Genomic DNA, 16,814 nt, shown 5'->3' with positions numbered 1-16,814 from the left:
CCAGCGAGCCGGCGCCCTACGGACATATCTGACAGAAAACAGTCAGAATCGTGACTCCGGCATCGAATCACGAAAGCTGATCATTCAGTCATCCCCCTCCAACTCCAACATGAGCCCGCTCAAACGCTTGACCTTGCGCCGCACCGCCTCCTCGAACACCCCCGCTCGTGGCTCTATCAGGCTGAACCATTGCTTGCCCCGGGTAATGGCGGTGTACACCAACTCCTTGGTCAATACCGGGTTCAGCGCATCCGGGAGGATCAACGCGGTATGGGTGAATTCCGAGCCCTGGGATTTATGCACCGTCATGGCATACACGGTCTCCACATCATTCAGGCGGCTGGGCAGGACGAAACGCACACCGCCCTGGCCATCGTTGCGCGGGAAAGCGACCCGCAGAACCTGTTTGCCGGCATCGGGGCCGTCACGCTCGGGCAACTTGAGGGCGATACCGATATCGCCGTTCATCAGCCCCAGCCCATAGTCATTGCGGGTCATCAACACCGGGCGCCCTTCGTACCACTGGTGATCGCTATCGATAAGGCGGGCCTTGAGCAAGGCGGCGGTGATTCGCAGGTTCAGTCCTTCGACGCCCCACGGACCTTTGCGCACCGCGCAAAGCAATTGGAATTCGTCGAAGGCCGCCAGGACTTCCCGGGCCCAATCGGCCCAGCAACGGTCTTCCAGCGGGCGAGAAATGGCCGGGCGTCGCTGCCGTAGCAGGCTCAGGTAATGCCGATAACCCTGGGGCCCATCTGGCTTGCCGTCGAGCAGCAGCTTTTCCAGTTTCGTGTCGTGTTCACTCGCCAATTTCAGGGAAGACAGATCGGCATGCTGCCCTTGCTCCAGCAACTGACGGGCTTTTTCAGGCTGCTGCTGGTTGACCCAGCGAGCCAGTTGACCGATCCCGCTGCCCTCGCCAAAGCGCCGGGAATGCCTGAGCATGACCACTTGCTGTGCCAGGGGATGAGTGCCGTCGAGGTCCTGTTGCAGGTCACTGGCCGCCAGGTTTTCACCACTGGCCGACTCAAGCCAGGCTCGGGTCCGGGGGCTGTACCAGCCCTCCTCGGCGTCTCGACACAAATCCCCCAGCACCGCACCGGCTTCAACAGAGGCCAACTGGTCTTTGTCCCCCAGCAACACCAACCGTGCATGGGCGGGCAGGGCATCCAGCAGATTGGCCATCATCTCCAGGTCGATCATCGACGCTTCATCGACCACCAGCACATCCAGTGGCAAGCGATTGCCTGCATGGTGGCGAAAATGCCGGGTGCCGGGGCGGCTGCCCAGCAAACGATGGACTGTCGTGACGTCGCAGGGAATCCGTTCGCGCACAGCGTCGTCCACATCCAGGGTCCGGACCTGCTGGCTGATGGATTCGGTCAGGCGCGCCGCCGCCTTGCCGGTTGGCGCAGCCAGGCGAATCCGCAGCGGCTTCCCGGCCTCGACGGCAGGAGCCTGCAGAAGGGCCAGCAGGCGCACAACGGTCGTGGTCTTGCCGGTGCCCGGGCCGCCGGTCACGATGCTGAAGGCCCCGCGGGTCGCCAGCGCGCAGGCCAGTTTCTGCCAATCGATCGGGCCGCTGGCATTGGCCGGTCCGAACAAGCCGTCCAAACGCTCGCGCAGGTCGCCGGGCGCCGCTTCATGCTCGATAAGCCGTTGACGCAACGCTTCATCGATCCGCCGTTCATAACCCCAGTAGCGGCGCAGATAAAGACGTTTGCCGGACAGCACCAACGGGCGTTGCTGCGCCTCTTCGCTCCCATCCACGGCCAGGGCCACCAGACGACTGGACGCCAGGGCCTTGCACCAATGGACGCCGTCCAGTGTCGCCAATATTTGCGATGGCAACAGCATCACGCCCGTCTGCAGGTCACCCTCGGGAGGCAGCGACAGCGCAAAATCCGGTTCCTTGAGGGTCTCGAACACATCCAGGCAAACATGCCCGTGACCCAGTTGATGGCTGGTCAACGCAGCAGCGAGCAGAACCAAAGGATCATCGTCGGGCGCCAGTTCATGGAGGAACGCCACGAATGCCTTGTCCAGGGCGCGCAACCAGCCGCGCTCGACCCAGCGCGTCAATAACAACAGCAGGTCCTGCGCACGGCTCAAGGGCGCCAACTCCACCAGGCTTTCGTCGTCGGACGATTTGGGCAGCAGGTCGGCAAAAGAACGACTCATAGCAACTCTCCCTGTACCCACGCCGGTTCAGCCTTGGGTTCGGGCGCCCCCTGGAACAGGCGATCCAGTTGTTCGATCAATGCCCGTGGCGGCTTGGTGAAATACACGCCCTGGCTGGCTGAGCGGGTTCCACGAAGGAACAGGTACAACGCACCGCCGACATGCCGGTCGTAGTCGTAATCGGGGAGCCGTGCCTTGAGCTGGCGATGCAGGGCCAACAGGTACAGCACGTATTGCAGGTCGTAGCGATGGTCCAGGATCGACTGTTCCATGGCCGGTACGGTGTAGGCCATGTCATCGACACCCAGCCAGTTGGATTTGTAATCGGCCACGTAGTACCGGCCGTCGTGCTCGAACGTCAGATCGATGAAGCCCTTGAACATGCCGTTGAGCTGCACCGGTTCTGCCGCGACGCGGGCCACACCACCATGGGTGAACCGGCAAACCAGTTGGTCGAGCTTTTGCACATCGACCTTGTGGCTGGCGAACCAGAACTCCATCTCGACCTGGAATCGGCTCAGCTGTTCGAGCACCACTGGCGCCTGGTCGTCGCCGACGTGCATGGGCATCTTGATCAGGTGTTGCAGCCAATCGCTCAGCGTGGTGATCCAGCCTTTCCAGCCTCGGCGATTGCAGCGTCGGGCAATGGCATCCTCGATATCCGTTGGCGCCGATGAAAAGCCCTCCCCTGCGGCCCACTCCAGCAGGCCATGCAGGAAAGTGCCGGGGTTGGGGCCACGGGGAAAGCGGTGGATGTCGCCACCGACAGCGACGGTCTCCCTGGGCGCGTCCGGGTCCAGTCGTTCATCGTCGAACAGTTTCTGGGCCTGGGGACTCTCTGGCGCGGTATCGCTGCCTTCGCTCAGGCTTTCGCTGATGCGCAAGGCACTGTAGGACGCGATCCACCAGTTCTCGCTGGCTTTTCGCAAGGGTACCAAGGGTTCAAGCAACACGGCTTCGTTGCGCGGGGGCCGGTAGTGCTCGTCGGTGGCCTCAGGCATTGGCTGGTAGCTCACCGCGTCACTGCCTTGTTGCAGGTCTTCCAGCCAACGCCTCAACTCCACCGATTCGGCCAGCGGCGCACCACCACCCAACAAGTACCCCAGCGCGGACACATGGAGGATCGAGCGGTTGTTGCTGCCCCGCTTGAGATCCGCGACACCAAGCCAGCAGGCGTGTTGTGCGCGGGTCAGTGCCACGTAGAGAAGCCGCAGATCCTCGGCCAGACGCTCGTCATCGGCCTTGGCGATCAATTCGGCAGTGGGCTTGAGGCTGATCTGCGCCTTGTTGGCCTCGTCGTGGTAGTGCAATGGCAATCGACTGCCGTCCACCGGTTTCGTCGAACAGATAAAGGGCAAGAAGACCAACGGATATTCGAGGCCCTTGGACTTGTGGATCGTGACCACCTTGACCAGTTGCTCATCGCTTTCCAGGCGCAGGATCTGCTCTTCTCCCGCTTGCCCGGACAAAGCCAGGTGCTCGGACAAATGCCGGATCAAAGCTTGCTCGCCATCCAATTCACCGGCGGCCTGCTGCAACAGTTCGCAAAGGTGCAACAAGTTGGTCAGCACCCGCTCGCCGTCACTGCGCGCCATCAAGGCCTGGGGCAGTTCGAAATCATGCAGCAGGCGCCGCAACATCGGCAGCACGCCCTGGCTGCGCCAGACCGTACGATAACCGCGGAACTGCATGACCCGGGCTTCCCAGGCCAGCTCATCCTGGTTGAGACGTTCCAGTTCCGTCAGCGACAGATTCAACGTGATGCTGGCCAGGGCTGCCCGTAGCGGTCGTTCGGCATCCGGCTCGGCACAGGCCCTGAGCCAGATCAGCAAGTCCCGCGCTTCCTGCGAGGCAAAGACCGAATCCTTGTCGGACAGATACACGCTGCGCACGCCTCGCGCGGACAACGCGTCTCGCACCGCCTGCGCTTCTTTACCATCGCGCACCAGGATGGCGATATCTGCCGGGCGCACGCCTCGCAGCACTTTTCCATCGACCGTGAAGCCGTCGCGCCCCGACTGGCCGCCGTTGAGCAACGCCGTGATTTCACTGGCGCAGGCGGCCGCCATGGATTGTCGATACACCGCACCGGAAAGTGGCTGGTCCGACGACAGGTGCCAGATGTTCAGCGCCGCGACCGCCTGCCCAGCGACCTGCAAGGACTCCTTGCGCCCCTGGGACTCAACGGACAGGAACGGCACCGGGTTCTCGCCCGAAGGCTCACGGAACAGAAAAGCCCCACGCCCCTTCGGGCGGGACTCGGCATTCTGGAAAACATGGTTTACCGCGCCGACCATGGCATGGCTGGAACGGAAGTTCGTGCCCAGCGTGTGCAGCCTGCCAGCAGTGGCTTCGCGAGCGCGCAGGTAGGTATAGATGTCGGCGCCGCGAAAAGCGTAGATCGCCTGCTTCGGATCGCCGATCAGGAAAAGTCCGGTCCCGGGGTCGTTGTCTTCGATGCGGTAGATGCTTTCGAAGATCCGGTACTGAACCGGGTCGGTGTCCTGGAACTCATCGATCAGCGCCACCGGAAACTGTTCGCGGATCAGGCTCGCCAGACGCTCGCCTCCGTCGGCCTGCAGGGCTGCATCGAGACGCAGCAGCATGTCATCGAAGCCCATCTCGGCGCGGCGACGTTTCTCTGCCTCGAAGCGCGCCCCGACCCATTGCGCGGCATGCTGCAACACGGCGGCATCTGGCGTGGGCAACGCATCCAGGCTGGTCTTGAGACTGGCCATGGCGTCCAGCCCGGGATGGTTGGGCACTTCACCTTTCCAGGCTTCGGCCATGCCCTCGGGCGTCAACCGCGTGAATCCGGTACCGATGTCCAACAGCTCGAGGCTTTCGTCATCGACCCAGGCAGTGATTTTCTGAAACCATGGCTCGAAGTAACGCGCCTGCATCTTGCGCCCGTCGACAGCCTTGCTGGCCACGCCTTGCTGGCAGATCTCCAACAGTTCCACCGCCCATTGCCGCCACGGCGCCTTGAGATCGAGCAAGGCGGCACTGCGCTCCTGCAAGGCCGCGGCGATGAGTTCGGCAGGCTCAAGCCCGTCGCCGTCGCCGCGCTCGCTGGAAAACAAACCTCGCACCCGCGGCAACAGCGCAGCAGGCCCTCCCCAATGAGTACGTACCCAGTTCAGCGCCTCGCCTTGCATCGAATAGCAGAACAACCGCCAATAATCGCGCAGCACCTCGCCCAGCAATTCGCTGTGGTCGGTTTCCAGGGTCTGGGTGAACAGGCTACCGCTGTCGAAGGCATGCTCACGCAACATGCGCTGGCACCAACTGTGGATGGTCGAGACGGCCGCTTCGTCCATCCACTGCGCAGCGATGTCCAGCCGGTTCGCGCAACCAGGCCATTGCTCAGCGCTGAATTCATCGCGCAACGCGGCGATCAGCGAATCCGGGGCTGGAATCTCGTCGCGAAAAAAACGTGCGGCTTCGGCCAGACGAGTGCGAATTCGTTCACGCAACTCCTTGGTGGCAGCGTCCGTAAAGGTCACCACCAGGATTTGCGGTGGAAGCAACTCGCGGCCGAAGCCGGACGCCGAACCGCCATGCCCCAGCACCAGACGCAGGTACAACGCCGAAATGGTAAAGGTCTTGCCGGTACCGGCGCTGGCCTCGATCAGTTGGCTGCCCCGCAGCGGGAAAGCCAGGGCCAATGGTGCCTGCTGACTCATGAACGGGCCTCCTCGCTGACCAATGAACGCCATGGGGCTTCGAGCAATGGTCGGTAGAGTGCATCGCACCAATCGGGGAATGTTTCGTCAGCCATCAAGGCATCGAAATCAGCAAACTGTCGAGCCAACGCCGGACTTTCCCGCCGCTCGCCTTCAAACGTCTGTCCATCGCCCTCATAGGCTTTGCGAGCCGCCGCTTCGGCCTTACCCGGATCAGTCTGGCCGAGCCAGGCGAAAGCCGTCTTCACCGCGATCGGTAGCGGCTGGCGCATACCGGTCTGCCAGGCCTGCAGAATGTCGCCCAGTAGCCTTTGTGCGACAGGCTCTTCGAAAGGTGCCAGCAGCAAGCTGTCATCACTGGCCACCAGTGCCGTCGTCAACGACAAGCCATTAGCGCAGGCCACGAGATGGTTGACCCAAGGCCGTATCAGGCGATGCCACTTACGGGTCTTGGTGGAGCCGATGCTGTTGGGTATGGCCGTGATGGCGAGGACCGCACCGTCGGAACGCTGGTGCAAACCACTGAGCCAGCCCTCGACATTCACTCCCTGCAATTGCAGGCTGACTGGCACAGCGCTGACCGACGGTGTCGGCCATAACGCCAGAAGCTGTTGGTACCGCTGGAGCAGATCCGGCAGAGGTTCGATCAATTCACGCTGCATGCATTCACCGAAACCGGCCATGGGTAACAGGCCGCTGTTCTGCAGTCTTTTGGCGTGAGCGGTGAGAGCAAGATCCGGCTGGTCCAGGCGTACCAGGGCGGCCTCGAGCAAGCTGTCACTCAGGCTGTAGCGTTGCAGCGCATCGAGCACGAAAGGTTCGTCATCGGCCAGAGGCGCTTCGATGGCCTCGAAGAACACTTTCAGCCGCTGGCTGAAGAAATGGCGGACAGGATTGCGCAGGAAGTCCTGCAACTGACCGAGGCCCAAGGGTTCTTCCTGAACGTAAGGCTCCAGCACCTGGGTTGTGTCGGCGTCATCGGAGATGTCGTGGAGCATTCGCCATTCGCTGGCGTAACTGAACAGCGCATCGCCTTGATGGAAATAACGCGCACTGAACGGTTGCAGCGGATGCTCCTGGGTCAGGGCATCGAGAAGAGGCTTGCTGTCATCTGCCAACCGCCAGCCACCGGCGAGATGATCGCGCAGTTGGCCGATCAACACCGATGCCGGGCGCTCACTGTTGTCGCGAATACTGCGCCCCACCCAACTGATGTACAGCTTTTCCCGGGCAGAAAGCAGCGCTTCCAACAGCAGGTAACGGTCGTCCTCACGGCGGGAACGATCGCCCGGACGATAATCGCCACCCATCAGGTCGAAGTCCAAAGGCGGCTGGGCTCTCGGGTAATCACCATCATTCATCCCCAGCAGGCACACCAGCTTGAAGGGGATCGCGCGCATCGGCATCAAGGTACAGAAGTTGACTGCGCCGGCCAGGAAGCGCTGGGACAGTCGCCCCTGATCCAGTCCGGCCAACCACGCCTCGCGTACCACCGTCAGCGGCAATTCATCGTGCAGCCCCACCGACTCACAGGTTTCCAGCCAGGTTTCACGCAAGTCTTCGAGTTGGGCCAGCAAATAGTCGTCATGCTCGTTGCTTGCCTGGAAAAACAGCTGCATCAGATCTTGCAGGCGTGAACCCCATTGCTGCGGCGATGCCGGCCGGGTGAGTTCATGATGGGCGACTCCCAGGGCATCCAGCAAAGCAACCAAGGGACCAATCAACGCCGCATCCAGGCCACCGATCTCGTCATAAGGCTCAATGCCCTCATAAGCGTTCGAACTGCCGACGGCATACCCCAGCAACATGCGACGCAAGCCGAAATGCCAGCTGTTCTGCTCAAGCTCGGCAGGCAGGCCCAAGCCGGCACGGTGCTCGGCACTCATCCCCCAACGAATGCCTGCCCCTTCGATCCAGCGGTGCAGTGTCGGCAGGTCGGCCTCATCGATGCCAAACCGTTCGCGCAACGCCGGGACATCCAGCAGATCGAGGATTTCGCTGACCGGAAAACGACTGTCCGGCAGCTTGAGCAAATGCTCGACGGCGATCAGCAGTGGATCACGTCCACGCTGGCCCTGGTCGGTCAACGTGAAGGGGATGAACCGCGGGTCGCTCCTGTCGAGCTGGCCGAACACTGCGCGAATGTGCGGTGCATAACTGTCGATGTCCGGGACCATGACGATGATATCCCGTGGGCGCAGGGTCGGATCCGCACTGAAGTGGGCCAGCAATTGGTCGTGGAGAATTTCAACCTCGCGCTGGGCGCCATGCGCCACATGAAAACGGATCGAGCCGTCTCGCTCCGGATCGACGACAGGCCAGTGTTCCCGGGTTTCATTCAGGGGGCGCAGCTCCAGGATGTCATCCTGCAACTGGCTGAGAAGGGTCGTGGGGGTCCCATCAGTGAACAGGTCGATTCGCCCATCGCGAAATACCGAGCGATAGCTGTTGGGGTCATCGTAGCTGTCGAGCAGGTTGATATAGTCGCGCCCTTGCTTGCCCCAGGCGGCCAATAACGGATGGGCATGCTGATGCAGGGTTTGCGGATCGAGGACGACGGGCATGCCAGCCTTGCGTGCCTGGCGCTTGTATTGGTGACGCAACAAATCCTTGTCGGCGACGATGTCCGCCCAATGATGGCGACACGGGTTATGCACGCAGAGCAGAACCTGGCTGAACCGGGAAAGGCCGGCGAGCGCCTCCAGGACCTGGGCAGGCAACGAAGAAATACCAAACACGATGACCCGTGCGGGCAGGCCTTTCGGAGCGGTTTCCAGGCTGTTGATACGTTCGATATAGCGCTGATGAACGCCGGCACGGCTTTGCGCCATGCCTTGCTCCCCCACATCCAGCAACAAGGCTCGCCACAGTTCCGCTTGCCAGCAATTTGCCGGCGCGAGCGGCTTTATTTCACCTCGGACATTTCTGGTCTGGTGTCGACCTTCGGCCCAATCCTCAAGCCAGTCGGCCCGGTAGACCTGGTACTGGTCGAACAGATCGGCAAGACGCTCGGACAGTTGATAGCGCTTGCGCAAGTCGGTGTCGTGGGTAAGGAATCGTCGCAGAGGTTCGAAATGAGGCTGCTCGATCAACTGCGGCAGCAGACGCATCAGGCGCCAGGTTAACGGAGCCTTATCCAGCAGGGACTTGGCCGGAATTTCATCGCGTCCCAGGACTGTTCGATAAAGTTGCCACATGAAACTGCCCGGCAGTTGCACATCAATGGCAGCCGCAATACCGCAACCGCCAGAATCATCGTCTTCCGGGTCTTCAGCCAGTGCGAGCTTGAGCCATTGGGCAATGCCATTGCTCTGTACCAGAGCGATTTCATTTTCAAGGGGGGACAGCGGATAGCGCCGCATCAAGCTGATTACCAAGCTGCGCAACTCATCAAGGCGGTTCCCGTGAACCACCATGAAAGCTGGGCTGAGGGACGTTGCGTCCGGCATGAAAGGCATCCTTGAAAATGCAAAAGCTAGGGGCAGAACCTTAGCACTGTCGGGGGGTTGTGACAGCCGGGAGCTATCCGCGCTTGTCGTAAGAACTTTCCTGCGGGCAAAACAAAACCCCTACCTGCATCAGCAGATAGGGGTTTCGGAATTTAATCTTGACGATGACCTACTCTCACATGGGGAAACCCCACACTACCATCGGCGATGCATCGTTTCACTGCTGAGTTCGGGATGGGATCAGGTGGTTCCAATGCTCTATGGTCGTCAAGAAATTCGGGTACTGAGTCGCGGCCAGTTGGCCTCGCTTCAGCAAATTGGGTATGTGATAGCGTTGGTGTTTTGTGAGATTCGAACTTTCGGTTCGTTTCGTCTTCACACACCGCAATCTGGCCTCTTTCGAGTTCACAAATTGCTTGGGTGTTATATGGTCAAGCCTCACGGGCAATTAGTACAGGTTAGCTCAACGCCTCACAGCGCTTACACACCCTGCCTATCAACGTCGTAGTCTTCGACGGCCCTTCAGGGGACTCAAGGTCCCAGTGAGATCTCATCTTGAGGCAAGTTTCCCGCTTAGATGCTTTCAGCGGTTATCTTTTCCGAACATAGCTACCCGGCAATGCCACTGGCGTGACAACCGGAACACCAGAGGTTCGTCCACTCCGGTCCTCTCGTACTAGGAGCAGCCCCTCTCAAATCTCAAACGTCCACGGCAGATAGGGACCGAACTGTCTCACGACGTTCTAAACCCAGCTCGCGTACCACTTTAAATGGCGAACAGCCATACCCTTGGGACCGGCTTCAGCCCCAGGATGTGATGAGCCGACATCGAGGTGCCAAACACCGCCGTCGATATGAACTCTTGGGCGGTATCAGCCTGTTATCCCCGGAGTACCTTTTATCCGTTGAGCGATGGCCCTTCCATACAGAACCACCGGATCACTAAGACCTACTTTCGTACCTGCTCGACGTGTCTGTCTCGCAGTCAAGCGCGCTTTTGCCTTTATACTCTACGACCGATTTCCGACCGGTCTGAGCGCACCTTCGTACTCCTCCGTTACTCTTTAGGAGGAGACCGCCCCAGTCAAACTACCCACCATACACTGTCCTCGATCCGGATAACGGACCTGAGTTAGAACCTCAAAGTTGCCAGGGTGGTATTTCAAGGATGGCTCCACGCGAACTGGCGTCCACGCTTCAAAGCCTCCCACCTATCCTACACAAGCAAATTCAAAGTCCAGTGCAAAGCTATAGTAAAGGTTCACGGGGTCTTTCCGTCTAGCCGCGGATACACTGCATCTTCACAGCGATTTCAATTTCACTGAGTCTCGGGTGGAGACAGCGCCGCCATCGTTACGCCATTCGTGCAGGTCGGAACTTACCCGACAAGGAATTTCGCTACCTTAGGACCGTTATAGTTACGGCCGCCGTTTACCGGGGCTTCGATCAAGAGCTTCGCGTTAGCTAACCCCATCAATTAACCTTCCGGCACCGGGCAGGCGTCACACCCTATACGTCCACTTTCGTGTTTGCAGAGTGCTGTGTTTTTAATAAACAGTCGCAGCGGCCTGGTATCTTCGACCGGCGTGGGCTTACGCAGCAAGTGCTTCACCCTCACCGGCGCACCTTCTCCCGAAGTTACGGTGCCATTTTGCCTAGTTCCTTCACCCGAGTTCTCTCAAGCGCCTTGGTATTCTCTACCCAACCACCTGTGTCGGTTTGGGGTACGGTTCCTGGTTACCTGAAGCTTAGAAGCTTTTCTTGGAAGCATGGCATCAACCACTTCGTCACCCAAAGGGTAACTCGTCATCAGCTCTCGGCCTTAGAATCCCGGATTTACCTAAGATTCCAGCCTACCACCTTAAACTTGGACAACCAACGCCAAGCTGGCCTAGCCTTCTCCGTCCCTCCATCGCAATAACCAGAAGTACAGGAATATTAACCTGTTTTCCATCGACTACGCTTTTCAGCCTCGCCTTAGGGACCGACTAACCCTGCGTCGATTAACGTTGCGCAGGAAACCTTGGTCTTTCGGCGTGGGTGTTTTTCACACCCATTGTCGTTACTCATGTCAGCATTCGCACTTCTGATACCTCCAGCAAGCTTCTCAACTCACCTTCACAGGCTTACAGAACGCTCCTCTACCGCATCACTTACGTGATACCCGTAGCTTCGGTGTATGGTTTGAGCCCCGTTACATCTTCCGCGCAGGCCGACTCGACTAGTGAGCTATTACGCTTTCTTTAAAGGGTGGCTGCTTCTAAGCCAACCTCCTAGCTGTCTAAGCCTTCCCACATCGTTTCCCACTTAACCATAACTTTGGGACCTTAGCTGACGGTCTGGGTTGTTTCCCTTTTCACGACGGACGTTAGCACCCGCCGTGTGTCTCCCATGCTCGGCACTTGTAGGTATTCGGAGTTTGCATCGGTTTGGTAAGTCGGGATGACCCCCTAGCCGAAACAGTGCTCTACCCCCTACAGTGATACATGAGGCGCTACCTAAATAGCTTTCGAGGAGAACCAGCTATCTCCGAGCTTGATTAGCCTTTCACTCCGATCCACAGGTCATCCGCTAACTTTTCAACGGTAGTCGGTTCGGTCCTCCAGTTAGTGTTACCCAACCTTCAACCTGCCCATGGATAGATCGCCCGGTTTCGGGTCTATTCCCAGCGACTAGACGCCCTATTAAGACTCGCTTTCGCTACGCCTCCCCTATTCGGTTAAGCTCGCCACTGAAAATAAGTCGCTGACCCATTATACAAAAGGTACGCAGTCACCCAACAAAGTGGGCTCCCACTGCTTGTACGCATACGGTTTCAGGATCTATTTCACTCCCCTCTCCGGGGTTCTTTTCGCCTTTCCCTCACGGTACTAGTTCACTATCGGTCAGTCAGTAGTATTTAGCCTTGGAGGATGGTCCCCCCATATTCAGACAAAGTTTCTCGTGCTCCGTCCTACTCGATTTCACTTCTAAGATCCTTTCGCGTACAGGGCTATCACCCACTATGGCCGCACTTTCCAGAGCGTTCCGCTAAAATCAAAGAAGCTTAAGGGCTAGTCCCCGTTCGCTCGCCACTACTAAGGGAATCTCGGTTGATTTCTTTTCCTCAGGGTACTTAGATGTTTCAGTTCCCCTGGTTCGCCTCTTGCACCTATGTATTCAGTACAAGATAACCATCTTATGATGGCTGGGTTCCCCCATTCAGACATCTCCGGATCAAAGTCTGTTTGCCGACTCCCCGAAGCTTTTCGCAGGCTACCACGTCTTTCATCGCCTCTGACTGCCAAGGCATCCACCGTATGCGCTTCTTCACTTGACCATATAACCCCAAGCAATCTGGTTATACTGTGAAGACGACATTCGCCGAAAATTCGATCTTGCTCATGAGAGCAACTCACAAATTTTACCTTAGCCTGATCCGCTACCAGTGAAAGTAACGTTCAGTCTATCTTTCTATCACATACCCAAATTTTTAAAGAACGAACTAGTCAAAGACTAGAAATCAACATTCACCATCGTACCGATGCAATGCTCATTTCTAAGCTTTATACAATCGAAGCAGTAGTGGTGGAGCCAAGCGGGATCGAACCGCTGACCTCCTGCGTGCAAGGCAGGCGCTCTCCCAGCTGAGCTATGGCCCCGTATTTCTACAGGCGTTTCCCACACAAAATTGGTGGGTCTGGGCAGATTCGAACTGCCGACCTCACCCTTATCAGGGGTGCGCTCTAACCAACTGAGCTACAGACCCAATTTCGGGCTGCTTCTTTCGTCTTCTTCAATGAATCAAGCAATTCGTGTGGGAGCTCATGAAGCAGCTGCGGTCGTCGATTAAGGAGGTGATCCAGCCGCAGGTTCCCCTACGGCTACCTTGTTACGACTTCACCCCAGTCATGAATCACACCGTGGTAACCGTCCCCCCGAAGGTTAGACTAGCTACTTCTGGTGCAACCCACTCCCATGGTGTGACGGGCGGTGTGTACAAGGCCCGGGAACGTATTCACCGCGACATTCTGATTCGCGATTACTAGCGATTCCGACTTCACGCAGTCGAGTTGCAGACTGCGATCCGGACTACGATCGGTTTTGTGGGATTAGCTCCACCTCGCGGCTTGGCAACCCTCTGTACCGACCATTGTAGCACGTGTGTAGCCCAGGCCGTAAGGGCCATGATGACTTGACGTCATCCCCACCTTCCTCCGGTTTGTCACCGGCAGTCTCCTTAGAGTGCCCACCATTACGTGCTGGTAACTAAGGACAAGGGTTGCGCTCGTTACGGGACTTAACCCAACATCTCACGACACGAGCTGACGACAGCCATGCAGCACCTGTCTCAATGTTCCCGAAGGCACCAATCCATCTCTGGAAAGTTCATTGGATGTCAAGGCCTGGTAAGGTTCTTCGCGTTGCTTCGAATTAAACCACATGCTCCACCGCTTGTGCGGGCCCCCGTCAATTCATTTGAGTTTTAACCTTGCGGCCGTACTCCCCAGGCGGTCAACTTAATGCGTTAGCTGCGCCACTAAGAGCTCAAGGCTCCCAACGGCTAGTTGACATCGTTTACGGCGTGGACTACCAGGGTATCTAATCCTGTTTGCTCCCCACGCTTTCGCACCTCAGTGTCAGTATCAGTCCAGGTGGTCGCCTTCGCCACTGGTGTTCCTTCCTATATCTACGCATTTCACCGCTACACAGGAAATTCCACCACCCTCTACCATACTCTAGCTCGACAGTTTTGAATGCAGTTCCCAGGTTGAGCCCGGGGATTTCACATCCAACTTAACGAACCACCTACGCGCGCTTTACGCCCAGTAATTCCGATTAACGCTTGCACCCTCTGTATTACCGCGGCTGCTGGCACAGAGTTAGCCGGTGCTTATTCTGTCGGTAACGTCAAAACACTAACGTATTAGGTTAATGCCCTTCCTCCCAACTTAAAGTGCTTTACAATCCGAAGACCTTCTTCACACACGCGGCATGGCTGGATCAGGCTTTCGCCCATTGTCCAATATTCCCCACTGCTGCCTCCCGTAGGAGTCTGGACCGTGTCTCAGTTCCAGTGTGACTGATCATCCTCTCAGACCAGTTACGGATCGTCGCCTTGGTGAGCCATTACCCCACCAACTAGCTAATCCGACCTAGGCTCATCTGATAGCGCAAGGCCCGAAGGTCCCCTGCTTTCTCCCGTAGGACGTATGCGGTATTAGCGTCCGTTTCCGAGCGTTATCCCCCACTACCAGGCAGATTCCTAGGCATTACTCACCCGTCCGCCGCTCTCAAGAGGTGCAAGCACCTCTCTACCGCTCGACTTGCATGTGTTAGGCCTGCCGCCAGCGTTCAATCTGAGCCATGATCAAACTCTTCAGTTCAAACATCTTTGGGTTTTGAGAAAACCCTAAACTTGGCTCAGCAATCGTTGGTTACATCTTTGATTTCTCGCGGAGTAACTTGTGATGCTGATAATCTGTTGACTAGCAGTCTGACTCCACAAGCACCCACACGAATTGCTTGATTCAGTTGTTAAAGAGCGGTTGGCTGAGTCTTTCGTCTCAACCGAGGCGCGCATTCTACAGCGCCCCGTGCATCTGTCAAGCGGTTATTTTCAGAAGCTTTCAAAGTTTCGCTTCGGAAACATCAACAACTTCAACCACTTGCGCTTCCGATCTCTCGTTAGCGGGAGGCGAATTCTACAGCGTTACTCGCTGCTGTCAACACCTCTTTTTCACCGCTTTCGACCGAGAAGATCGAACCGCCGATAGAGCCAAACAACACCGCTCTACCTACTCCTTCCGGGCTTCGATGAACTGAAGCCCAACACCTTCGAAACTTACTTAACTCATTGAATCTCAAGGAGTTTTCCGTTTCGACTGCGCCGGAAGTGGGGCGAATTATAGACTTCCAGAATCTGCCGTCAACACCTTTTTTCACAATTCTGTCACATCAGTCAAAAAGCCCCGCAAACACACAGGCCGGCGCCCAAGGGCGCCGGCCTCTTCACTTACCGGTTACAAGCTGGGGAACGCAAACTGCGAAGCCTCATGGCTGGCACGCTGCGGCCAACGCTGGGTAATAGCTTTGCGACGGGTATAGAAACGCACGCCGTCCGGGCCGTAGGCGTGCAAGTCACCGAACAGCGAGCGCTTCCAGCCGCCAAAGCTGTGATAGGCAACCGGCACCGGCAATGGAACGTTGACGCCCACCATGCCGACTTCGATCTCATCGCAGAACAACCGCGCCGCCTCGCCATCGCGAGTGAAGATGCAGGTGCCGTTGCCATACTCGTGATCGTTGATCAACTGCATCGCCTCTTCCAGGCTATTGACCCGGACGATGCACAGCACTGGCCCGAAGATCTCTTCCTTATAGATGCGCATCTCAGGAGTCACGCGATCAAACAGGCAGCCACCCAGGAAGAAACCTTCCTCATGCCCGGTCACACTCAAGCCTCGGCCATCGACCACCAGCGAAGCACCCGCCGCCACACCGTCTTCTATATAGCCGCTGACCTTGTCCCGATGCTGACCGGTCACCAACGGCCCCATATCCAGCCCGCAAGACGTGCCGGCGCCAATCTTCAGCGCCTTGATCTGCGGCACCAGCTTGGAGACCAATGCATCCGCCACCTGGTCGCCGACACACACCGCCACCGAAATCGCCATGCAGCGTTCACCGCACGAGCCGTACGCCGCGCCCATCAGTGCGCTGACGGCATTGTCCAGGTCCGCATCCGGCATCAGCACCGCATGGTTCTTCGCCCCACCCAGCGCCTGGACACGTTTGCCGCGCCGAGTGCCCTCGGCATAGATGTATTCGGCAATCGGCGTTGAACCAACAAAACTCAGCGCCTTCACTTCCGGCGCTTCGATCAGCGCGTCCACCGCAGCCTTGTCGCCGTGCACCACGCTCAATACGCCCTTGGGCAAACCGGCTTCCAACAACAACTGGGCGATCAGCAACGTCGAACTCGGGTCACGCTCGGACGGCTTGAGAATAAAGCAGTTACCGCAAACGATCGCCAGCGGATACATCCACAGCGGCACCATCGCCGGAAAGTTGAACGGCGTGATGCCCGCCACCACGCCCAGAGGCTGGAAGTCTGACCAGGCGTCGATGTTCGGTCCTACGTTACGGCTGTATTCGCCTTTCAGGATTTCTGGTGCCGCACAGGCGAACTCGACGTTTTCGATGCCACGCTTGAGCTCACCGGCCGCGTCTTCCAACGTCTTGCCGTGTTCTTCACTGATCAACTGCGCGATGCGCGACTCGTTCTGCTCCAGCAGTTGCTTGAAACGAAACATCACCTGCCCGCGCTTGGCCGCCGGTGTATTGCGCCAGGCCGGGAAAGCCGCCTTCGCGGCGTCGATGGCCTGCTGGATGGTCGCGCGATCAGCCAACGGTACTTTATGGATGGCCTGGCCAGTGGACGGGTTGAACACATCGGCGGTGCGAGCGCTGTCGCTCAGCAGTTCGCCATTGATCAAATGCGGGGTGAGGCTCATGG

Annotated in this window: 4 protein-coding genes, 2 tRNA genes and 3 rRNA genes; all 9 read right to left on the bottom strand. The window is 58.1% G+C overall.

Translation table 11 applies throughout. The features are described 5' to 3' along the window. Positions 1 to 84: 84 nt before the first annotated feature. Complete coding sequence (gene recD, locus LOY50_RS03680) at positions 85 to 2,181, bottom strand: exodeoxyribonuclease V subunit alpha (protein ID WP_253471430.1); 2,097 nt, start codon at positions 2,179 to 2,181, stop codon at positions 85 to 87. Beyond that, positions 2,178 to 5,867 (bottom strand): exodeoxyribonuclease V subunit beta, encoded by a 3,690-nt coding sequence (recB, locus tag LOY50_RS03675; protein WP_258690308.1) that lies wholly within the window; start codon positions 5,865 to 5,867, stop codon positions 2,178 to 2,180. The genes recD and recB overlap by 4 nt, the downstream gene beginning before the upstream one ends. Next, positions 5,864 to 9,316, bottom strand: coding sequence for an exodeoxyribonuclease V subunit gamma (recC, locus tag LOY50_RS03670; RefSeq protein ID WP_258690307.1), 3,453 nt, complete (start codon positions 9,314 to 9,316; stop codon positions 5,864 to 5,866). Before recC ends, recB begins: the two co-directional genes overlap by 4 nt. A gap of 156 nt (positions 9,317 to 9,472) precedes the next feature. Continuing rightward, positions 9,473 to 9,588, bottom strand: a 5S ribosomal RNA gene (gene rrf / locus LOY50_RS03665). Between the two features lie 155 nt (positions 9,589 to 9,743). Beyond that, positions 9,744 to 12,635: ribosomal RNA gene (locus LOY50_RS03660) — 23S ribosomal RNA — on the bottom strand. Between the two features lie 246 nt (positions 12,636 to 12,881). Next, positions 12,882 to 12,957: transfer RNA gene (locus LOY50_RS03655), tRNA-Ala, on the bottom strand. A gap of 30 nt (positions 12,958 to 12,987) precedes the next feature. After that, a tRNA-Ile gene (locus tag LOY50_RS03650) sits at positions 12,988 to 13,064 on the bottom strand. An 81-nt stretch (positions 13,065 to 13,145) separates the two neighbouring features. Further along, positions 13,146 to 14,682 (bottom strand): 16S ribosomal RNA (locus tag LOY50_RS03645). The 16S, 23S and 5S rRNA genes sit together here with 2 tRNA genes alongside, the layout of an rRNA operon. A gap of 636 nt (positions 14,683 to 15,318) precedes the next feature. Continuing rightward, positions 15,319 to 16,812 carry a CoA-acylating methylmalonate-semialdehyde dehydrogenase gene (locus LOY50_RS03640; RefSeq protein ID WP_258690306.1) on the bottom strand — a complete coding sequence of 498 codons (1,494 nt, stop codon included), beginning with the start codon at positions 16,810 to 16,812 and terminating at the stop codon, positions 15,319 to 15,321. Positions 16,813 to 16,814 lie beyond the last annotated feature (2 nt).

The organism is Pseudomonas sp. B21-010 (assembly GCF_024749325.1).
Classification (GTDB): domain Bacteria; phylum Pseudomonadota; class Gammaproteobacteria; order Pseudomonadales; family Pseudomonadaceae; genus Aquipseudomonas; species Aquipseudomonas kilonensis.
This window is presented reverse-complemented; position numbering and strand designations above follow the sequence as displayed.